General features: G+C 70.0%; 19 protein-coding genes and 1 pseudogene. 13 read left to right on the forward strand and 7 right to left on the reverse strand.

From position 1 onward, the window contains the following. Positions 1 to 8: 8 nt before the first annotated feature. Positions 9 to 212: a cold-shock protein gene (locus IF11_RS0124275; protein ID WP_014061102.1), complete on the reverse strand. Its 204-nt coding sequence runs from the start codon at positions 210 to 212 to the stop codon at positions 9 to 11. A gap of 336 nt (positions 213 to 548) precedes the next feature. Between IF11_RS0124275 and IF11_RS0124280 the strand changes: the two genes are divergently transcribed. The 4 genes from IF11_RS0124280 to IF11_RS0124295 all read left to right on the forward strand — a co-directional run bounded on the left by IF11_RS0124280 (position 549) and on the right by IF11_RS0124295 (position 4,786). Beyond that, positions 549 to 1,181, forward strand: coding sequence for a DUF6629 family protein (locus IF11_RS0124280; RefSeq protein ID WP_030353833.1), 633 nt, complete (start codon positions 549 to 551; stop codon positions 1,179 to 1,181). Positions 1,182 to 1,306: 125 nt separating this feature from the next. Then, entirely contained in the window at positions 1,307 to 2,005 is a 699-nt protein-coding gene (locus IF11_RS0124285) for a glycoside hydrolase family 16 protein (RefSeq protein ID WP_030353834.1), read from the forward strand. Between the two features lie 62 nt (positions 2,006 to 2,067). After that, complete coding sequence (locus tag IF11_RS0124290) at positions 2,068 to 3,981, forward strand: glycoside hydrolase family 15 protein (RefSeq protein WP_051746195.1); 1,914 nt, start codon at positions 2,068 to 2,070, stop codon at positions 3,979 to 3,981. Positions 3,982 to 4,063: 82 nt separating this feature from the next. Continuing rightward, a complete protein-coding gene (locus tag IF11_RS0124295; protein WP_030353836.1) occupies positions 4,064 to 4,786 on the forward strand; it encodes a VOC family protein in 723 nt (240 codons plus the stop codon). 18 nt (positions 4,787 to 4,804) lie between these two features. Here the strand turns inward: IF11_RS0124295 and IF11_RS0124300 are convergent, their stop codons facing one another. Then, positions 4,805 to 5,887, reverse strand: a complete 1,083-nt coding sequence (locus tag IF11_RS0124300; RefSeq protein ID WP_030353837.1) for a DUF475 domain-containing protein — start codon at positions 5,885 to 5,887, stop codon at positions 4,805 to 4,807. A 115-nt stretch (positions 5,888 to 6,002) separates the two neighbouring features. Between IF11_RS0124300 and sthA the strand changes: the two genes are divergently transcribed. The 6 genes and pseudogenes from sthA to IF11_RS42255 form a co-directional block, all read left to right on the forward strand. After that, positions 6,003 to 7,406 carry a Si-specific NAD(P)(+) transhydrogenase gene (gene sthA, locus IF11_RS0124305; protein ID WP_030353838.1) on the forward strand — a complete coding sequence of 468 codons (1,404 nt, stop codon included), beginning with the start codon at positions 6,003 to 6,005 and terminating at the stop codon, positions 7,404 to 7,406. A gap of 900 nt (positions 7,407 to 8,306) precedes the next feature. Next, complete coding sequence (locus IF11_RS42250) at positions 8,307 to 10,019, forward strand: ATP-binding protein (RefSeq protein WP_240627585.1); 1,713 nt, start codon at positions 8,307 to 8,309, stop codon at positions 10,017 to 10,019. Positions 10,020 to 10,021: 2 nt separating this feature from the next. Beyond that, positions 10,022 to 10,432, forward strand: a complete 411-nt coding sequence (locus tag IF11_RS0124315; RefSeq protein WP_030353840.1) for a roadblock/LC7 domain-containing protein — start codon at positions 10,022 to 10,024, stop codon at positions 10,430 to 10,432. Continuing rightward, positions 10,429 to 10,794, forward strand: a complete 366-nt coding sequence (locus IF11_RS0124320; protein WP_030353841.1) for a DUF742 domain-containing protein — start codon at positions 10,429 to 10,431, stop codon at positions 10,792 to 10,794. The genes IF11_RS0124315 and IF11_RS0124320 overlap by 4 nt, the downstream gene beginning before the upstream one ends. Next, positions 10,772 to 11,380: a GTP-binding protein gene (locus IF11_RS0124325; protein WP_030353842.1), complete on the forward strand. Its 609-nt coding sequence runs from the start codon at positions 10,772 to 10,774 to the stop codon at positions 11,378 to 11,380. Before IF11_RS0124320 ends, IF11_RS0124325 begins: the two co-directional genes overlap by 23 nt. After that, positions 11,377 to 11,850 (forward strand): annotated as a pseudogene (locus IF11_RS42255) (hypothetical protein); the annotation flags it as partial. The gene IF11_RS0124325 and the pseudogene IF11_RS42255, both read left to right, overlap by 4 nt. A 523-nt stretch (positions 11,851 to 12,373) precedes the next feature. On the opposite strand, the gene IF11_RS0124335 reads toward IF11_RS42255, so the two are convergent. The 3 genes from IF11_RS0124335 to IF11_RS0124345 are packed head-to-tail and all read right to left on the reverse strand — an operon-like array spanning position 12,374 to position 14,990. Further along, entirely contained in the window at positions 12,374 to 13,180 is an 807-nt protein-coding gene (locus IF11_RS0124335) for an amino acid ABC transporter ATP-binding protein (protein ID WP_051746171.1), read from the reverse strand. After that, positions 13,177 to 14,088, reverse strand: a complete 912-nt coding sequence (locus IF11_RS0124340) for an amino acid ABC transporter permease (RefSeq protein ID WP_030353845.1) — start codon at positions 14,086 to 14,088, stop codon at positions 13,177 to 13,179. The genes IF11_RS0124335 and IF11_RS0124340 overlap by 4 nt, the downstream gene beginning before the upstream one ends. Before the next feature lie 20 nt (positions 14,089 to 14,108). Beyond that, positions 14,109 to 14,990 carry an ABC transporter substrate-binding protein gene (locus IF11_RS0124345; protein ID WP_030353846.1) on the reverse strand — a complete coding sequence of 294 codons (882 nt, stop codon included), beginning with the start codon at positions 14,988 to 14,990 and terminating at the stop codon, positions 14,109 to 14,111. Between the two features lie 608 nt (positions 14,991 to 15,598). Here IF11_RS0124345 and IF11_RS43250 point away from each other — a divergent pair. Continuing rightward, the gene (locus IF11_RS43250; RefSeq protein WP_425315198.1) at positions 15,599 to 16,468 is read left to right on the forward strand and encodes a helix-turn-helix domain-containing protein; all 870 of its coding nucleotides are present in this window, start codon (positions 15,599 to 15,601) and stop codon (positions 16,466 to 16,468) included. Beyond that, positions 16,468 to 17,295 (forward strand): class I SAM-dependent methyltransferase, encoded by an 828-nt coding sequence (locus tag IF11_RS0124355; RefSeq protein ID WP_030353848.1) that lies wholly within the window; start codon positions 16,468 to 16,470, stop codon positions 17,293 to 17,295. The genes IF11_RS43250 and IF11_RS0124355 overlap by 1 nt, the downstream gene beginning before the upstream one ends. 33 nt (positions 17,296 to 17,328) lie before the next feature. On the opposite strand, the gene IF11_RS0124360 is transcribed toward IF11_RS0124355, so the two are convergent. Both IF11_RS0124360 and IF11_RS0124365 read right to left on the reverse strand, forming a co-directional pair. Next, positions 17,329 to 17,853: a DUF5954 family protein gene (locus tag IF11_RS0124360; protein ID WP_030353849.1), complete on the reverse strand. Its 525-nt coding sequence runs from the start codon at positions 17,851 to 17,853 to the stop codon at positions 17,329 to 17,331. 112 nt (positions 17,854 to 17,965) lie between these two features. Beyond that, the gene (locus IF11_RS0124365; protein WP_030353850.1) at positions 17,966 to 19,228 is read right to left on the reverse strand and encodes an FAD-binding protein; all 1,263 of its coding nucleotides are present in this window, start codon (positions 19,226 to 19,228) and stop codon (positions 17,966 to 17,968) included. A 314-nt stretch (positions 19,229 to 19,542) separates the two neighbouring features. Between IF11_RS0124365 and IF11_RS0124370 the strand changes: the two genes are divergently transcribed. Continuing rightward, positions 19,543 to 20,232 (forward strand): YoaK family protein, encoded by a 690-nt coding sequence (locus tag IF11_RS0124370; RefSeq protein WP_030353851.1) that lies wholly within the window; start codon positions 19,543 to 19,545, stop codon positions 20,230 to 20,232. Positions 20,233 to 20,263 lie beyond the last annotated feature (31 nt).

The following is a 20,263-nucleotide window of genomic DNA, read 5'->3' on the forward strand; positions in this document are numbered from 1 at the left end:
ATTCAGCGTCAGGCGGGAACGATGTTCTCCGCCTGCGGGCCCTTCTGGCCCTGCGTGACGTCGAAGTTCACCTTCTGGCCCTCCTGCAGCTCGCGGAAGCCCTGGGCGGCGATGTTCGAGTAGTGGGCGAAGACGTCGGCGCCGCCGCCGTCCTGCTCGATGAAGCCGAAACCCTTTTCCGCGTTGAACCACTTGACGGTGCCACTGGCCATGTTGATCTCCTTCGGGGCATTTAGCCCGGAGGCCCGCACTATGCGGACCCCACGTCGCCGCGATGATTACCCCGTCCGGAGAAAGCCCGGAAATACAAAAGCGCACCCACCGGCACATAAAGCCGGTAAGAGCACTTGAAGTCTTTGGGAACCACAACTGCAACTGAGATCAACAGTAGCACGGCGCGAGCGGCCGGGCACTGCGGGCATTATCACTCCGTCCGCCGTGCCACAAATCTTCATCACGCATCAAGCTGATTTCTGCATCAGCGACCACAGATATTCGGGAGCCGCGGAGCCCGCCCCGGTGACGGGCCGACGCGTACCGTGGTACGGGTGTGCTGGAGTGCGACAGCCGATCTTGCGGTGGGCGCCGGTATCACCGCGGTCGGCGTGGCCTGTGTGGCGCGCGTGCGCAGGGCCCGTGATCTGCCGCTCGCCGCGCTGCCGCTGCTCCTGGGCGCGCACCAGATCATCGAATCGGTCGTCTGGCGCTCCGGTGGCGGCGCGGGCCCGGCCACCCTCGCCTGGGCCGTGATCGCGCTGCCCGTACTCGCGGTGTGGGTGCCGTTCGCCGTCCTGCTGGCCGCGCCGCCCCGGTCGCGGCGCCGGCTGATGGTTCCGGCCGCGATCGGGCTCGGTACCGCCGCGGCGCTGTCGTACGTCCTGATCCATCGGACCGTGACGGCCGAGATCCGCGGCCACACCATGGGGTACGCGCTCGGTCTCCCGCACACCCCGCTGTTCGTGGCGGCCTACCTTCTGGCCACCGTCGGCGCCCTGCTCATCGGCGGCGATCCGACGGTGCGGCTGCTCGGTGTGGTCGTCGCGTACGGAGCGGTGCTGTGCGCGGTGCTCTGGCGGCTGGAGTTCGTCTCCACCTGGTGCGCCCTGGCTGCGGTGGCGTCCGTCCTGGTCCTGGTGTGGACCCGGCGCCTCCCGGCGGCCCACCGGCCACGGACGGGGTGACGTACGAACAAAGGGCCGCACCCGCCCGCGCGGTATGCCGCCCCCACGCCCGGCCATGGATCCCTAGCATGAGGAAGGCTGGCTCCGGCGGCCGCCACGTGGCCCGGGTCTCGGGAGGGGACGTCATGAGCAGCGGTACGCCCGATCCGTCCCGGACGTCTCGTCCGCCCCGTACGCCACGCTTCACCGCCGACTTCTCCTCCACGGAGCAGTGGGTCGCGGGGCGCTCGTGGGCGTATCCCGGCGGCGGGCCGACCAATCCGGGGGACAACAAGCTCGATCATCTCGTGCCCGACGCGGAGTACAGCCGCGGTGGCGTCTTCCGGGCGGCGCTCCGTTCCGACGGCTACTGGAACACGGGGCTGCTGACCACCGAGGGCAGCCCCGAGGAGTTCACCGTCCGTACCGGAGACGTGCTGGAGACGCGCGTACAGCTGCCCACCGAGACCGGCGCGTGGCCCGCGATCTGGACCTGGCTGGACGGCGGGAACGAGATCGACATCTTCGAGTACCACCCCGACAACCCCCATCTGCTGGAGCTGTCGAACCATGTGCGGGGCGGCGGGCGCTACTACACCGACCCGGCGGTCGCCCCCGGCGCCTGGGTGGAGCTGAGGGTGGAGTTCCAGTCCAGGACCGTCGTCTGGTGGGTCAACGGCCGGCGCGTCTTCGCCGACGGCAGGGGCGTGGGCCGTGACTGGCGGGCTTATCTCATCGTCAATCTCTCCGTCTGCGCCGGTCGCTACCATCCCGCCCCGGAGCCGGGAGTGAGCGCCATGTCGTACCGGGTCGACTACCTCCGGGTATACGGCGCGCGCCCCTGAACCGCACCCGCCCCTGAACCGACATGCGGGCCGGGGGCCGGTGCGCGAGACTCGACAGCACGATGAACGAGGACGCTCAGGAGACGGACACCCAGGCCGGGGACCAGCGGGACGAGGCGTACCTGCCGATCGCCGAGCACGGTCTGATCGGAGATCTGCGGACCGCGGCGCTGGTGGGCACCGACGGCCGGATCGACTGGTTCTGCGCTCCCCGCTTCGACTCCCCCAGCGTCTTCGCGTCCCTGCTGGACGCGGAGCGCGGCGGCTGCTGGGTCATCCGTCCGGTGTGCCAGGTCTCCACCCACAACCAGTTCTACTTCCCCGACACCAACATCCTGATCACCCGGATGCTCACGGCCGACGGCATCGTGGAGGTCCAGGACTTCATGCCCATCGTGCGGGAGCAGGACCCGCACCACCGGCAGCGGCTGGTGCGGCGGGTGGTCAACGTACGTGGCCGGATGCGGCTGGGGATGCGGATCGCGCCGCGGCTGAACTACGGCCGTGAGCGGCACCGGCTGGAGCGGATGCCGGACGGCGTACGGTTCGTCGGCCACGCCCTCGCGCTGGAACTGCGGTCCTCCATCGCCCTCGAACTCGACGACACCGACGCCTATGCGACGTTCAATCTCGACGAGGGCGAAACGGCCCTGTTCGATCTCGAAACGGACTGCGCCTCCGAGGCCGCGGCCGCGGACGCGGGCATCGGTCCGGACACCGGGCCGGTTCCGTGCGCGGTTGACGCGGAGGCCGCCGAGGCGCTCTTCGAGGCCACCGTGGACTTCTGGCGCCGCTGGCTGCGGCAGTCCACGTACACCGGCCGCTGGCGGGAGATGGTCCACCGCTCGGCGCTGACCCTCAAGCTGCTGACCCATGAACCGACGGGCGCCATCGTCGCCGCGCCGACGCTCGGGCTGCCCGAACAGCTCGGCGGCGCGCGCAACTGGGACTACCGGTACGTATGGATCAGGGACGCCGCGTTCTCCCTGTACGCGCTGTTGCGGATGGGCTTCACCCAGGAGGCCCAGGGGTTCATCAGCTGGCTGGCCGAGCGGCTGCGGGACGCGACGGACGGCAGGGTGGGCCCGCTGCGCGTCATGTACTCGATCGACGGTCACGACCATCTGCCCGAGGAGGTGCTCGGGCATCTGGAGGGGTACCGGGGATCGCATCCGGTGCGTACCGGCAACGACGCGAGCGACCAGCGCCAGCTGGACATCTACGGGGAACTGATCGACTCCATCTATCTGTTCAACAAGTACGGCGCGGGTATCTCGCACGACAGCTGGACCGATCTGTGCGAGATCCTGGAGTGGCTGCTGAAGCACTGGGACAGCACCGACGAGTCCATCTGGGAGACCCGCGGGGGCCAGCAGCACCACACCTACTCACGGCTGATGTGCTGGGTCGCCGTCGAGCGCATGATCAGGATGGCGCGCCAGCGCGGACTGCCCGGCGATCTGGGCCGCTGGACGGCCGCCCGGGACGAGATCTACCACCAGATCATGTCGCGCGGCTGGGACCCGCGGACCCGTACCTTCGTCCAGCGGCTCTCCACCGAGCCGGGCCGGCCTCCCGAGAGCATTCTGGACGCCTCGGTGCTGCTGATGCCGATGGTCAAGTTCATCTCACCGGTCGATCCGCGGTTCCTGTCCACCGTCGAGGCCATCGCCGACCGGCTCGTGATGGACAACCTGGTGTTCCGGTACGACCCGTCGCAGGCCCCGGACGGGCTCGACGGCTCCGAGGGCACGTTCTCGATCTGTTCGTTCTGGTGGGTGGAGGCGCTCGCCCGCACCGGTGAGGTGGAGCAGGCGCGGCTGGCGCTGGAGAAGATGTTCACGTACGCCAACCATGTGGGCCTGTACGCCGAGCAGATCGGGCTGACCGGTGAGCATCTGGGCAACTTCCCGCAGGCGTTCACCCACCTCGCGCTGATCAGCTCGGCGATCAACCTCGACCGGGCGATGGGCTGAGGGCCGGACCGGAAGGGAGCGGACAGGAACCATGCCGGCGTCACGTCACCCCGTGAACGGGGCCCCCTGCTGGGTGAGTCTGATGGCCCGCGACCTGGAAGCGGCCCAGACCTTCTACGGCGCGGTCCTCGGCTGGACCTTCCGGCCCACGACCCTGGGCGACGAGTTCAGCCTCGCGCTCAACAACGGCGCGGCGGTCGCCGGGATCGGGGCACTCGCTCCGAGCCTCCAGGCCGCGGTCGCCTGGACCCCGTACTTCGCCGTCGACGATGCCGACCTGGTCTCCGCCCGTATCCGGGAGCGGGGCGCGACCGTGGCGGTGGGGCCGCTCCCCATGCACACCGGCCGTGCCACCCTCGCCGCCGATCCGGACGGCGCCGTGTTCGGTTTCTGGGAGGGCAGGACCGTCGCCGGCTGGTCCGTGGGGCGGGGCAGCGCGCCGGCGCGGCTGGAACTGCGGACCCGGGACGCGTTCGCCGCCGCCATCTTCTACGGGCAGGTCCTCGGCTGGGGTTCGGACGAGAAGGAGAGCTGCGAGGTCCACTACGAGGACGATCAAGTGCTGGTGCGCGACGGCGCGCACACGGTCGCGGCGCTGCGCGGGGGCGCGATCGAGAGCGCCCCGGACCCGCAGATCAGACCGCGCTGGCATGTGTACTTCCGGGTGGCCGATGTGGGCGCCGCCGCGCGGGCCGCCGCCGTGGGCGGAGGGGTCGTCGTCACCCCGCCGGACCTCACCCCCGCAGGGGAGGAGGCGACTCTTCGTGACCCCGACGGCGGCCTCTTCACCATCGTCTCGGCGTGAGAGCGCCAGGCTCAGGGGTCACGCGGCCAGGCGCGCGTTACGACGGACCGAGGACCAGAAGGACCAGCCGATCAGGACGACACCGACGAGTCCGGTGATGAGTTCGCTGATCTGGTACTGGATGGTGATGAGCAGGATCAGCGCGAGCGCCCCGATGGCGTAGTGCGCGCCGTGCTCCAGATAGACGAAGTCGTCGAGCGTCCCCTGACGGACCAGATAGACCGTGAGCGACCGGACATACATCGCGCCGATGCCGAGGCCGAGGACCATCAGCACGATGTCGTTGGTGATGGCGAAGGCGCCGATGACCCCGTCGAACGAGAACGAGGCGTCGATCACCTCCAGATACAGGAACATGAAGAACGCGGCCTTGCCGGTGAGCGCGGCCGCCGAGCCGGGTCCGCGCTTCTTGGCGGCTTCCTCGACCCGTTCCTCCTCGTCCTCGATGCGGTGCTCGAAGAAGCGGGAGAGCCCGCCGACGATCAGATACGTGATGAGCCCCGCGATGCCGGCCGTCAGCACCGTCTGGGCCTTGTCGGCGTGTGTGCCGCCGTGCTGGTGGGCATGGGTGGCGACCGTCATGGAGGCGACGAGCAGCACGATCAGCGCGATACAGACCGCGAGCATGTCGACCTGGCCGAGCTTCGCCAGGGGCCGCTCCAGCCAGGCCTGCCACTTGATCTCCCGGTCCTCGAAGATGAAGTTGAGGAAGATCATCAGCAGAAAGACACCGCCGAAGGCGGCGATCGACGGATGAGCGTCCGTCACCAGCTGCTGGTAGCGGTTCTTGTCGTTGATGGCCAGCTCCACCGCCTCGACCGGGCCGATCTTGGCGGTGAGGGAGACGATCAGGACGGGAAAGACGAGCCGCATACCGAAGACGGCGATCAGCACACCGATGGTGAGGAAGATCAGCTGCCAGAAGGCGCTCATCTTCTTCAGGATCCCGGCGTTGATCACCGCGTTGTCGAAGGAGAGCGAGATCTCCAGGACCGCGAGGACGGCGACGATCCCCAGAGCGGCCCAACCGCCGTACAGCGCCCCGACGGCGAGGCCCGCCGCGGTGACGGCGAACGCCCATCCGAACGTTTTCAGAACCACTGGCTGTCCATTTCCCCTCGGTGAGGCCCGGCTTTTCCCCCCGGTGAGGCCCGGTCAGGGTCTCACCGTCAAGCCCGCTCTTCCGGGAAACACGCACGGCTGACAGACTCCTCCCGTGCCCGACTTCGACATGCTTGTCATCGGATCAGGACCGGGCGGCCAGAAGGCCGCCATCGCGGCGGCCAAGCTCGGCCGCCGGGTCGCCGTGATCGACCGCCCCGATATGGTCGGCGGTGTCTCCATCCATACCGGAACCGTCCCTTCCAAGACCTTGCGCGAGGCGGTGCTCTATCTCACCGGGCTGGCTCAGCGGGATCTGTACGGGCAGAGCTACCGGCTCAAGGAAGAGATCACCGTCGCCGATCTGACGGCCCGGACGCGGCATGTGGTCGGCCTGGAGGTCGATGTCGTACGCAGCCAGCTGGCAAGGAACCAGATCACGCTGCTCGCGGGCACCGGCAGGTTCATGGACGACCATACGGTCGCCGTACGCGACGCCTCGGGCCAGGACCGGCTGCTGACCGCGGATCACATCGTGATCGCCACCGGCACCCGGCCGGCCCGCCCGGCGAGCGTCGAGTTCGACGACCGTACGGTCATGGACTCGGACAGTGTGCTCAGCATGGAGAAGGTCCCTCGGTCCATGGTGATCGTCGGTGCCGGCGTGATCGGCATGGAATACGCGTCGATGTTCGCCGCCCTCGGCAGCAAGATCACTGTGGTCGAACAGCGGGCCGGCATGCTGGACTTCTGCGATGTCGAGGTGGTCGAGGCCCTCAAGTACCGGCTGCGGGATCTGGCCGTGACATTCCGCTTCGGCGAGACGGTGGCGGCGGTCGAACGGCATGAGCAGGGCACGCTCACGGTGCTGGAGAGCGGCAAGAAGATCGCCGCCGACGCCGTGATGTACTCCGCCGGGCGGCAGGGGCTGACCGATGAACTCGATCTCGGCAAGGCGGGTCTCTCCGCCGACGGGCGCGGCCGGATCACGGTCGACGAGCACTACCGCACCGAGGTTCCGCATATCTACGCCGTCGGTGATGTCATAGGCTTCCCCGCCCTGGCCGCGACCTCGATGGAACAGGGCCGGGCCGCCGCGTACCACGCGTGCGACGAGCCGGTTAATCCGATGCACCATCTCCAGCCGATCGGGATCTACACCATCCCGGAGATCAGCTTCATCGGCCGGACCGAGGACCAGCTGACGAAGGACCGGGTGCCGTTCGAGGTCGGGGTCTCCCGCTATCGCGAACTGGCCAGGGGCCAGATCGTCGGGGACGCGCACGGCGTACTGAAACTGCTGGTCTCCCCGGAGGACCGGCGGCTGCTCGGAGTGCACTGCTTCGGCTCGGGGGCGACGGAGCTGATACATATCGGCCAGGCCGTGATGGGGTGCGGCGGTACGGTCGACTACTTGGTGGACGCGGTGTTCAACTACCCGACGCTGGCTGAGTCGTACAAGGTCGCCGCCCTCGATGTGACCAACAAGATCCGCGAGATCGACCGCATGAAGCGCTGAGCCCGCCGCCGGGGCAGTCAGTCATCTCCGCGCTCAGCCCGTGGGAGTCTCGGTCCCGGGCTCCACTCGGGCGGCACGCAGCGCGGCGCGGTCCGCCTCGCGCGGCGACGCGGCCGCCGCCCTGCGGTCGACGGGCGAAAGCGGCCGCTCCGTCACCGAACGCGTTGAGCAGACCGCTCTTGCCGGATCCCGCGGGTCCGTCGATGAACGCGACCGCGCCTCTTCCTCTCTCACAGTCCGCCAGCAGCTCCGCGAGACATTCGAATTCCCTTTCCCGCTCCACGAGACTCACTGAATCGCTTCCCCCAAGCGCCTGAGAAACACGCCAGTTCGATCAAAGAGTCGGTCAACCCCTTTTGCCGCGACGCTTTTCCGCGAAGCGCCCGGCCGTCGTGACAACGCGCCCCGCCCGCATGCCACCGAATCTGCCGACCTTTGCCTTTTCTTTGCTTTCATGTCAACCGCCGTCCAGGGAACCCCGAAGGGAATACACGAGGCGCCCGACGCCCTTTCTCGCGCCCCCCGGAGCAGGCAACCCGAGGGGAAGACCGCCCTGCCAGAGGGACCTCTCGGAGCCCTGGGCCGGTTGAGTTCACCGCCATTACCATGCACAGAACAACACCGGCGTGCGCCCACCGTTTATCACACCTTCGGGACCATCAATGGCCGGGATATGACTTCAGGGGAGGCCGGGCGGATATACGATCCCCCAACAACGTCTGGTGAAGAGGTAGTTCAACCCATGATCAAGTCGCATGGCCACGGTGGGACGGAGATACCCCGCCGAACGACACCCTCGCACCCGGCAGTCGTACCGGCTCCGCGCCGCCCCCACTCCCCGTGACCACTGCCGGGTGAATCCTGCGCACCACATTTCTTCAGCCAACTCGAAGGTTCTCCATGGCACGTTCCCCCGCGCCCTCTCCCCGCTCCCGCAGGTCGCCGTGGCTTTGGCCGACGACCCTGGTGGCCGCTCTCGCCGCGTTCGCTGTCGCGATCGTGCCCATAACGCGCCTCGGCACCGGCGTGACCTCGGCCTACAGCGTGATCGCGCTGCTGGTCTTCGTCTGCCTGTTGGTGCTGCGCGCACAGCACCGGCGCGCCGAGTCCGATGTGGTCCGCCACGGCGACGAGACCCGGGAGCGGGAGGCGGACGCGGCCCGTCGCGACACCCGCTGGCGCTCCCATGTCCAGCACCAGGCCGAGCTGGTACGGGAGGAGGTCGAGCATCTCGTCAAGGAGCGGCTGCCCGCCGCCCTCGCCAGGACGGAGATCCCCGGACCGCTGCACAGCCCCGAACGGCTGGGCGAAGGGGTCACCGACTGGTTCGGCCGGCTGCTGGCCGAGGTCGCCGAGGCGGTGGACCACCGCGAGGAGTCGCAGCGGCTCGCGCTGGTCGAGCTGGCGAGCCGGGTGCAGACCTCGGCGCACCGGATCCAGGCCGCGGTGACGGGGCTGGCGGACCGCTATCCCGGTGACGCCGATCTGCTGGAGACCACCATGCAGGTGGATCACGCGGCGACCCAGCAGGCCCGGCACGCGCAGAGCCTCAAGGTGCTCTGCGGCGAGTGGCCGGGACAGCAGTGGCAGAAGCCGCTGGCGATGGTCGACGTGGTCCGGGCCGCGTCCGGACGGATCGTGGCGTACAAGCGCGTCGAGGTCACCGGCGACCCGGACGTCGGGGTCACACCGTCGGTCGTCGAACCGCTGATCCATCTGCTCGCCGAACTGCTCGCCAACGCCACCGAGTACTCACCGCCCCGGACGGGTGTGCCCGTGACCGTGCGTACGGTGCAGCGCGGCGCGGTCATCGAGGTGGACGACGGCGGTCTCGGCATGGACGAGTACCGGCTGGCCGAGGCGCGCGAGATCGTCTCCGGCTCCCGGTTGCTCGGAGTCGGTGAGGTCGGTGAGATCCCGCAGACCGGCTTCGCGGTCGTGGGCCGCTTCGCCGACCGGCACGGCTTCCAGATCGACCTGGGTCCCTCGCCGTACGGCGGCGTCCGCGCCGTGGTGCTGGTGCCCACGGGGGTACTGGAGACCCTCGCCCCCGCCGGTACCACGGCGCCCGTCCCTCCCGTCCCCCAGGTACCCCAAGTGCCCCAGCCCACCTCAGCGCCCGACGCGACCGGCACCGCGCCGGAGCGGACCGCCTCCGGGGACGGCCCCGCCGCCGACCGGCAGGCCGCCGCTCAGCAGCCGGCCGCCTCCGACGCCGTCTCCGAATCCGCCGCCTCCGAATCCGCCGCGACCGAGCCGGTCGCCTCCCGGTCCGCCGCCCCCGGATCCGCCGCCGCACCGGCACCGGACGTGTCGGTGCCCGCCGCGCGCGACGCGTCGGTCCATGACGCGTCGGCATCCGGCGCGCCGGCCCTCCCGTCGCGGATCGGCCGCCGGCTCCCCCAGCGCCGCTCACGACGCGACGAATACGCACCCGCGGTCGAGGCGGCCCCCACCGCCCTCACACCGCCGGGCACACCGGAACAGGCCGGTGACTGGATGGAGCAGTTCTTCGAGGGCGGCCGGGTCGTCCCGACGTCCGACTCCGTCCCGTACGAGGGCCAGGACGGCTCTTCCTCTCCCACCCCCGATTCACCGGAAGGACTGACGTGAGCATGAGTTACGTGGAGAACCCGGAGCAGCGAGGCTGGATGATCGCCGAGGTCGCCGCGGTCCCCGGGGTGCGCGAGGTGATCGTCTTCAGCGCCGACGGACTGCTGCTGGCCAGTTCCGAGGGGATGAACCGGGACTCCGCCGACCGGCTGTCGGCGAACTGCTCGGGTCTTCAGTCCCTGGCCCGCAGCCTGGGCCGGGAGTTCGGCGAGGACGGCGGAGCCGTCCATCAGCAGATGGTGGAGTTCAACGGCGGGTTCCTGTTCATGCGGAGCGCCAACGGTGCCCATCTCGCGGTGGTGACCGGCCCCGTGGTGGATCCGAAGCTGGTCGCCCGTCAGATGCAGGCACAGGTCATGAAGATCGGCGCCGGCAATCTGAGCAGCCCGCCGCGACAGGAGTCCGCGCGGTGAGTGAACCGGACGGTGAGTACGCGGCCAGTGCGTTACGTCCCTATGTGATTACCAAGGGACGCTCCAGGCCCTCCCGTAACACCATAGGAGTCGAGACCCTCCTCATCGCCGTCGATCCCCCGCGCGACGTTCCGGTCTCCGCGACGCGGGAGGAGCGCGCGCTGGTGCGGATGTGCGAGCGGCTGCTGTCCCTGGTGGAGGCCGCCGCCCATCTCGAACTGCCGGTGAGTCTGGTGAAGGTGCTGGCATCCGATCTCGTCGACAGTGGCCATCTGTCCGCGCGCTCCGGCGTTCCGCAGGCCGTTCTGCCCGACTCGCAACTGCTTCAGGAGGTACTGGATGGTCTCCGTCGGCTCCGCTGACCGCTACTTGCCCGACACGGTCCAGCAGGCCGTCAAGATTCTCGTGGTGGGCGCCTTCGGTGTCGGGAAGACCACTCTGGTCGGCTCGGTCAGCGAGATCGCGCCGCTGCGCACGGAGGAGGTGATGACGGAGGCGAGTGTCGGTGTGGACGATCTGGCCGGTATGAGCACCAAGACCACCACGACGGTCGCCATGGACTTCGGCCGGATCACCCTCAACTCCTGGCTGGTCCTCTATCTGTTCGGCACCCCAGGACAGCGGCGGTTCTGGGACCTGTGGGACGGCCTCGCGGAGGGCGCGCTCGGTGTGCTCGTGACCGTCGACACCCGGCGGCTGGAGGACAGCTTCGATGTCCTGGAGCAACTGGAGCTTCGGGGACTGCCGTTCGCGGTGGCGGTCAACCAGTTCCCGGACAGCGAGGAGTACGGGGTGGAGGAACTGCGCACCGCGCTCGACCTGCTGCCGGAGACCCCTGTGGTGATGTGCGACGCGCGTGAGCGTGCCGCGTCGGTGGACGCGCTGATCAGCCTGGTCGAATACGTGTCGAACGTCGGTACGGTACGTGTCAGGGAGACCGCTTCATGAGCCGCTCCTCCCCGCCCGCCCCGCCCCCGGCGCTCTCCCCGCCGCCCGGGTGCCCGGCGCACTCCCTCTCCACTTCCCCCTCCCTCGATTCCCCGGATTCCCTGGATTCCCTCGCTACGGAGCTGCTGCCGCTCTCCGCCGCGACCCGCGCGTACCGGCCCCGCGAGGTCTACCGCCGGCTGCGTGAGCGGTACGGCAATGTCGCCCGCGTCGAGCTGGAACCGGGCGTGCCCGCCTGGCCCGTCATGGGCTACCGGGAGTTGCTCACCATCACCCGGCAGGAACAGGTCTTCTCCCGCGACGCCCGTAACTGGCGCGATCTCGACGAGGGGGTGGTCTCACCGCACTCCGGGCTGCTGCCGATGATGGCCTGGCGTGCCAACGTGATAGGAGCCGACGGCCCCGAACACCGGCGGCTGCGCCAGCCGCTGGACGACGGTGTGGAGCGGATCGACCAGCGCAGGGCACGGTTGCAGGAATCCGGCAGCGCCGCGATACGCAGCAGCGTCCTGTCCCCGGCCGACCCGTCCACGTGCATCGACGCCCGGTCCCGGCTGCCTGTCGAGCGCAGTGTGAAGACATCGCCGTCGTCGTTGGCGTACCGCACCGATCCGTTGTCCCCGCCGGTGCGGTGCGCCGGGTCGCCCTCCAGACAGCCGACGGCGGTGGTCTGGTACTCCCGCAGCACGCCGTCGTCCGCCGCGAGCACCGTCCCGTACCCGTCCGTCCGCCAGATGCCGGTGGGCGGCACCGGCCGGGACGTGGCGCCCGCCGGGGCCGCGGGCATGGCCACCCAGCCCACCACCAACAGCAGCGCGACCGCCGCCACGGCTCCGGGCCGCCGGCCCGGGGAACTCCTCCGTCGCATGGTCATGTCTTCCCCCGTCGATCGTTCAGGTACGACTCCCATGATCGGATCGACGCCGGCCCCGGACCATCCCGCTGGCCACACACTCTGTGTGTGGAGAACCCCAGTTCGCCGTCAGGCGACCGTCACAGCCGACCCGCCTCGACGATCCGCCGCAGGAAGCGCCTCGTACGCTCCTGCCGCGGATTCCCGAATACCTCCTGGGGTGTACCGCGCTCCAGCACCACCCCGTTGTCCAGGAAACACACCTGGTCCGCGACCTCACGGGCGAAGCCCATCTCGTGCGTGGCCAGCACCATCGTCATCCCGTCGGCCTTCAGATCGCGTACGACCGAGAGCACCTCACCGACGAGTTCGGGGTCGAGCGCCGCCGTGATCTCGTCCAGGAGCAGCAGCCGCGGCCGTACCGCCAGCGCGCGTACGATCGCGGCGCGCTGCTGCTGACCGCCGCTGAGCCGGTCCGGGTACTCCCCCGCCTTGTCCCCGAGGCCGAGCCGTCCCAGCAGCTCGCGTGCCCGCGCCTCCGCCTCCTCGCGGGACACGCCGAGGACTCTGCGCGGCGCGAGCGTGATGTTCTGAAGGACCGTCATATGCGGGAAGAGGTTGTACGACTGGAACACCACCCCGATACGGCGGCGCACCGCGTCCGGGTCGGCCCGCGGGTCGGTGATCTCCTCGCCGTCGAGGAAGATCGCGCCGTCATCGATCTCCTCCAGCAGATTGGCGCACCGCAGCAGGGTCGACTTGCCCGAGCCGGAGGCGCCGATCAGCGCGGTCACGGTGTGCGGGGCCACATCCAGACTGACATCGCGCAGGACGACCCGGTCCCGCCCGAAGGTCTTGCGTACGGACTCCAGGCGCAGCACCGGGCCATCGTCGCCGCCCGTCGCGCGGGTGTCGTCGGCTGCCGTACGGGTGTCGTCGGCCGTCATACGGTTCCTCCCTGGGCGCGTCGGCGGTCCATCCGGGCCGTGACCCAGTCCGTGAAGCGGGTCATCGGGATCGTCAGCGCGACGAAGACGAGACCCGCGACCACATACGGCGTGTAGTTGAAGTACTTTCCGGCGATGATCTGCGCCGCGTACACGGCGTCCACGGCCCCGGCGATCGACACGAGACCGGTGTCCTTCTGCAGCGACACCAGATCGTTGAGCAGCGGCGGCACGACACGCCGTACGGCCTGCGGAAGCACCACGTACCGCAGCGTCTTGGCGCTGGACAGCCCCAGCGAACGGGCCGCCGCCCGCTGCGAGGGGTGTACGGACTCGATGCCCGCCCGGAAGACCTCGGCGACATACGCGGAGTACGTCAGGACCAGCGCCGTCCCGCCCAGCAGCACGGGATCCGTGGTGACGCCCTCCAGCCGCAGCGCCGGGACACCGAAGACGACCATCAGCAGGCAGATGATCAGTGGCAGCCCGCGGAAGAAGTCGGTGTACGCGGTGGCCAGGGCGCGCACCGGGAAGAAGACCGGGCCCCGCAGGGTGCGGGCGACGGCCAGCAGCAGTCCGAGCAGCAGGACGCACACCCCGCAGATCGCCAGCAGCCGCAGATTGAGCAGCAGTCCGTCGAGGACCTTGGGCAGGGCCATACGCGCGTACTCGGCGCTGAAGAAGGTCTCGCGGGTGCGCTGCCAGCCGGGCGAGCCCGTGATGACGAGGAACAGGACCACGCCCGTCACCAGCGTGGAGAGCGCGGCGACGGCGGTGGCCCGGCGGGCGCGGGCGCGCTTGTACCGCTCGCGCGCGATCCGCCGCGCCGAGGGCGTGTACGTGTCCTCGCCCCCGGCGCCGAGCCGGTCGTCGTTCCCGTTTTCGCCCTCGCCTTCGTCCTTCGTCATCCGGACGGTGTTCGAGGAGGTCACTTCAGCACCGGGGCGTCCACGGCGTCGGAGAGCCACTGCTTCTCCAGCGCGGCGAGTGTGCCGTCCGCCCGCAGCCCGTCGACCGCTTGGGAGACGCAGGACGTGAGCGCGCTGCCCTTGTCGAGGACGAGTCCGAACTGCTCCGCCGCGCCGGCCGAGTCCGCGAACTGGCCGACCACTTTCGCGTCCGGCACCTCCGCCGAGGTGATGTAGAAGGCCGTGGGCAGATCGACGACGATCGCGTCGACCTGGCCGTTGCGCAGCGCCGACTTGGCGAAGTCGTTCTTCTGGAAGACGGCGGGCTGCCGCGTCGGCTTGATGACCTGGTTGATCGTGTCGAGGCTCGTGGTGCCGACCTGTGCGCCGAGCTTGGCGTCCTTGAGAGCGGCGGTGGTCGTCGCCTTGGCGTACGGGGAGTCCTTCAGCGCGATGACGGCCTGCCGTACGTCGTAGTAGCCCGAGGAGAAGTCGACGGCCTTCTTGCGCTCGTCGCTGATGGAGATCTGGTTGATGTCGAAGTCGAAGTTCTTCTCGCCGGGTGCGAACGAGTTGTTGAACGGCACGGTCTGCCAGACGACTTGGTTCTTCTCGTACCCCAGGGCCTTGGCCACGGCATACGTCACCGCCGACTCGAAGCCCTTGCCGCTCGCCGGATCGTCGTCCTGGAACCAGGGCGCGTAGGCCGGCTTGTCCGTGCCCACCGTCAGCTTCCCCTTCGCTTCCGTGGCCAGTACGCCCGGGTCGCAGGAGGACGCGGCGGACGACGAGGACGGCGCGTCGGCTCCGGTCGATGTGTCCTGCGGGGCGCAGGCCGTGGCGGCGGCGATGACGAACAGGGCGGGAAGCGCGGGGAGAAGGCTTCGGGCGGTGAGGTGCATGGCGGGAGAGTGGCACCGCACAGGGGGATCTGTCGAGATCACAGCGTTGCGATCGCATGAATTCCGCCGGTGGGCGGGGCCGCGTGGCCGGGATCCGCTCACCCGTGCCCCCCTGGCCCCCGGACCGACCCGCGCGGCACCCCGCACAGCCCGCGCGGCTCCCGCCGTCCGGCGGACGATCTCCGCCATCTGGCGCTCCCGACGGGCTCGGTCCGGAGGCAGGATGGCCGCACCGGTCACAGGGACGTGACCGCGACGTAGGGAGATGCCCATGAACGCCACCCCGCCCTCCGGTGTACGGGCCGACCGGACCGGTCCGCCGCCACCGCCGTTCGACCCGGAACTCGCCGCGGCGCTCGGTGTGATCGGTGAGCAGATGGACGCCCTCCTGAACCTCGATGACATACCCGCCATACGCGGGAGCGAGATCATGGCCCGGCTCTCGGACGAGGACCTGCGGCAGGATGGCGCGTTCGAGATCGAGGAGCGTACGGTGGCGGGCCCGCCGGGCGAGCCGGACATCTCCCTGCTGATCTGCCGAGGCGGTGCGGGTCCGGGACGCCCGGCCGCCGCTGTCCGCCGGCCGGCGCGCGGGTGTCGGTCCCGCGGTGCCCGTGCTCGAACTGCCGGCGTCCGCGGCGGCCGCCAGAACCGCGCTGCGGTTTACGGCAGAGGGCACGGACCAGGATCCCGGGCCGAGGACGGTGTACGCCGACGAGTTGGGCGGTCTCGCCCTGCTGGCGGGCTCCGTCGGCCCGGACACGGAGCCGATTCCCGACGTACGGGCGCTGGACCGCGCCCTCGCCGCGGCCCCCTGGGCGGCCGGCACGCTCCATACGGTCGCGTACGCCACGAGCCTGCGCGCCGCCGCCGCCGAGCTGAACATGCATCACTCCACGCTCCAGGACCGGCTGGCGCAGGCGGAACACTGGCTCGGCTGGCCGGTGCACGATCCGCGGGGACGGCTGCGGCTCCAACTGGCCCTCGCGCTCTGGCGGCTGCACCGCAACCTCCACCTCCGAGCGGGCAGGCAGTCAGGCACGTCGCGTCACGTCACGTCATGTCACGTACGGAGCGGCCGCGCGCGTACCGACACCGCGACACCGCGACACCGGATGAAGGACCAATTCACTCTCCCTCCACCACAGTGGTCCGCCGACGAGCGTCCCCTCCATGACCAATCCGCCTACTGTGACCCCATGAGTGCCACGCCGCCCTTCCCCAGCCGCGTGACCGGCCGTATCTCCGCCGCCCGGCTGGCTAATACCCTCGGGAACTGGCGTGTGGGTGGCCCCCGCAGCGGCGGCAAGGATCTGGCCGACGCCCTCGCGGCCCTCGTCCACGACGGCCGGCTTCCTCCGGGCATCCGTCTTCCCCCGGAGCGCGAGCTGGCCACCGCCCTCGGCGTCAGCCGGACCATGATCGGCGCGGCCTGCCCGAGGCGAGGCGTGGGGCTCTGTCGTTACCCTGGGCCTTGATGTTCACACCTCAGGGCCCGACCCTTCGCGAACTCGCCGTGCAGGCGTTCTCATCCATCGAGCACGGCTACGACCTGCTGGCGCCGAAGTTCGACCACACGCCGTTCCGTACGCCCGATCATCTGCTGGACGCGGTGGTACGTACGGTCCGGCCGCTCGGGCCGTTCGCCACGGGGCTCGACATCTGCTGCGGAACCGGGGCCGGAGTGGGTGTGCTGCGGCGGTTGTGCGACGAGCGGGTCACCGGTGTCGATTTCAGCGCGGGCATGCTCGCCGCCGCCGCTTCTGCCCCTGCCTCCGCCTCCGCCGCCGCTTCTGCCCCTGCCTCCGCCCCCGCCTCCCGGTCTGGCTCCGCCGCCAGCCCCGCTTCCCGGTCTGCCTCCGCCCCCGCCTCCGCCGAGTTCACCTCGGCGGCCGTCGACTGGGTACGGGCCGACGCGCGCGCCCTGCCCTTCGCGCCGGCCTTCGATCTGGCCGTCAGCTTCGGCGCGTTCGGCCATTTCCTGCCCGCCGAACGCCCCGTACTGTTCGCGCAGGCCCACGCGGTGCTCCGGCCGGGCGGTCTGTTCGTCTTTCCCCTTCCTGCGCCGCCCCACGTCGGCTCCCCTCTCTACTGGGCGCTCTGGGGCTTCGATTCGGCGATGCGGCTGCGCAATCTGCTCTGGCATCCGCGATTCGTCATGTACTACCGCACGTTCAGGCTTCCCGAGGTACTGGACGAACTGGCGCGGACAGGGTTCGCCACGGAACTCCTCCCGCTGACGGACCTCGGCCAACGCCCCGACGGCAGCCCCCGATGCGCGCTGGTGGTGGCCCTCCGGGAGTGAGCCCCGTACTCCCGTGGGCCCTCTCGGATCCGGTCAGTCGTCCAGTGCCCGTCCCGGTCCCCGGGGCCCCGGACGTTCGTCGAGCACTTCGGGAAACTCCTGGTCCCGTGGTTGCGGCGGCTGCGGACCATGGCCGGTCATGATGATGGTCTGCTCGATGCGCACCACGCGGTAGACATCCCCGCCGATGATCACCTGGTCCTCGCCGCGTACGATCGCCTCGGCGGCCCGGGCGAAGCGCGGCCCCAACTCGCCCGCGTCCACGGCCCGTACCCGCAGCACATCACGGAGATCCGTCCTGGCCTCCTCCTCGGCCGGAACCGCCGGAAAGAGCTGCCGCCAGCCGCCGTCCTCGTGGAGCATCGCCGAATACGCCGTGTAGTGCGAGACCGACGTCCGCTCCCAGTCCGGGCCGTTGACCGGGAACTTACGCCGTAGCGCCTCCTCACGCTGGCCCAGCTCCAGCAGTCGCCGGGCCGCCGCGTCGTCGAACAACCCGCCCGCGGACTCACCGTCCGCCGTCTCATCGTCCGCTGCCTCATCGGCGTTCGCGCTCACGTGAGTAGCGTGCCGCAAAACAGCGGTCCCCGAGGACGGGACAGGAGGATCTTCCGGGGTAAATCCCGCCATTTTTACGTGGTGCGGATCGGCCGAGGACCGCCGTCCGCGGCTATCCGCGCCCGCCCGGGAAGTACCGTTCCAGCAGGTCGTTACGGAAGACTCCGCGCGGGTCCAGCTTCGCCGTCAGCGCCTCGAAGTCGGCGTACCGCTCGTACAGCGCCGCCACCCGCTCCGGGCCCATCGTGAACAGCTTTCCCCAGTGCGGTCTGACCTCGAACGGCGCCAGCGCTTCCTCGATCGCGTCCAGCACGGGCGTGACGGCCGCGGTGTCCGGATGCCAGGTGAAGTGGAAGGCCACGGTGTCCCGTCCATAGGCGGGACTGAGCCATAGTCCGTCGGCCGCGACCGTCCGGATCTCACCGATCTGGAGGACCGGCGCGATGCGCTCCCTGATCCGGGCCAGCGCGTCGAAGGCCGCCCGTCCGTCCTCCCGTGCGACGAAGTACTCGCTCTGGAGTTCCTCGCCGCTGCTGGGGGTGAACTCGGGCCGGAAGTGCGGCAGTCGTTCGTGCCAGGGCCCGGGGACGCCGGACTGTTCCGTGCAGGTCGACGCGTCCATACCGGGCACCGGGTGCCGGGGCCCGTCGGCGCGTACTGCACCGAACCGGCTGTCCGGCGCCGGGTCGCCGTCGCCGACCCGCTGCTTGAGCCACAGCTGCTCGATCCGGTCCGTACGCCAGCTGGTGAAGAGGCTCACGCTGTACGCGGCGGAGAGCACCTCGTCGAACCGCTCGCGCAGTCGCTCGTACGGGAGTCCTTCGTACACCCACTGCCGGATGTCGTACGCGGGAACGAGGTCGAGCGTCATGCGGGTCGCGATACCGGCCGCGCCCAGGGCGAGCACCGCCCCCGCGAAGTCCTCGTCGTCCCGGTCGAGGACGAGCAGTTCGCCGTCCGCCGTGACGAGTTCGATCGCGCGGACCGTCGAGGCCAGCGTGCCGTTGCCGGCGCCGGAACCGTGCGTTCCGGTGGCGCAGGCACCGGCGACGGAGATGTGCGGGAGCGAGCCGAGGTTGTGCAGGGCCAGACCCGCCCGGTGCAGGGCTCCGGTGAACTCGGCGAACCGCAGACCCGCGCTGACCGTGACGGTGGCGGCCGCCTCGTCGATCTCCACGATCCGGGGCAGTCCGGCCACCGAGACCAGATCGCCGTGGGTGTCCGCGATGGTGTTGAACGAATGGCCGCTGCCCAGCGCGCGTACCGAGCCGCTCCCGGCGACGATCTCCCGCAGCCGCTCCACCGATGAAGGGGTGTGCACGCGCGCCGCGTTGAAGGTGATGTTGCCGGCCCAGTTCCTCATCACGGGAGGCATGGCCCGGTCACGGGCGGCGTCGGGGCTTCCGGGCGGCTGGAGCACGGAACTCTCCTTCTCTGTGGTCGGGCGCGGCGGCCATGCCCGCTCCCGTACTTCTTACCCCATGCGCCCGCGGCGCCGGTCCGCGTGGTGCGGACAGGGCGGCCGGTGCGCCGGGGCTAGGGTGACGATCCGTTGGTGCGTGCAGGACGTCGTCCGCGAGATGCCGTCCGAAGCCGTTCGCGGGAAGCGGTCTGTGGAAGCGGTCCGTGAGGCGGTCCGCGGAAGCGGTCCGCCGGTGAGGGAAAGCGCGAAGGAAAGCAGGTGCCCCCGTGCCCGAGAGACTTCCCGTGGCACCGCGGTGGGCCGTGGGCGCGCTGCTGACCATGACCTTCGCGACCGGTCTCGTGGACGCGGTGAGCTATCTGCGGCTGGGGCATGTCTTCGTCGCCAATATGACCGGCAACCTCGTCTTCCTCGGGTTCTCCCTCGCGGGGGCGTACCAGCTGCCGGTGGTGGCGCCGATCGTGGCCATGACGGCCTTCGTCCTGGGGGCGTTCTTCGGCGGGCAGCTCAGCAGGTTCCTCGGCGGCCGGCCCCGGTTCTGGCTCGGTTGCGCCTTCGCGTGCCAGACCGCCGGACTCACGCTGACGGCTCTGCTGCTCGGTACGGGGGTGCTCCGCCCCGACGGCCGGATCGTACTGGTGATCATCGCGCTGCTCGGTGGTTGCTGCGGTCTGCAGAACGCGACGGTGCGCCTGCTCGCCCCCCGGGATCTGACGACGACCGTCCTCACCCAGACGCTCACCGGGCTCACGGCGGAGAGCGCGCTCGGGGCCGGCATCGGTAAGAAACCGCACCGCAAGGTCGGCTCGGTGCTGGCCATGTTCGCCGGGGCGGCGACCGGCGGACTGCTGCTTCAGATCACGCCGGCGGGGGTTGTCGGGCTGGCCGCCGTCCTGGTGGGGAGCGTCGCCTGTGTCTTCGCGCTGGGCCCTGAGCCGGACGAGCCCACGGTCTGAGGACGCCCGGCCCGCGCCGCCTGCCGGTCGG

This window comes from Streptomyces scopuliridis RB72 (assembly GCF_000718095.1).
Lineage (GTDB): Bacteria > Actinomycetota > Actinomycetes > Streptomycetales > Streptomycetaceae > Streptomyces > Streptomyces scopuliridis.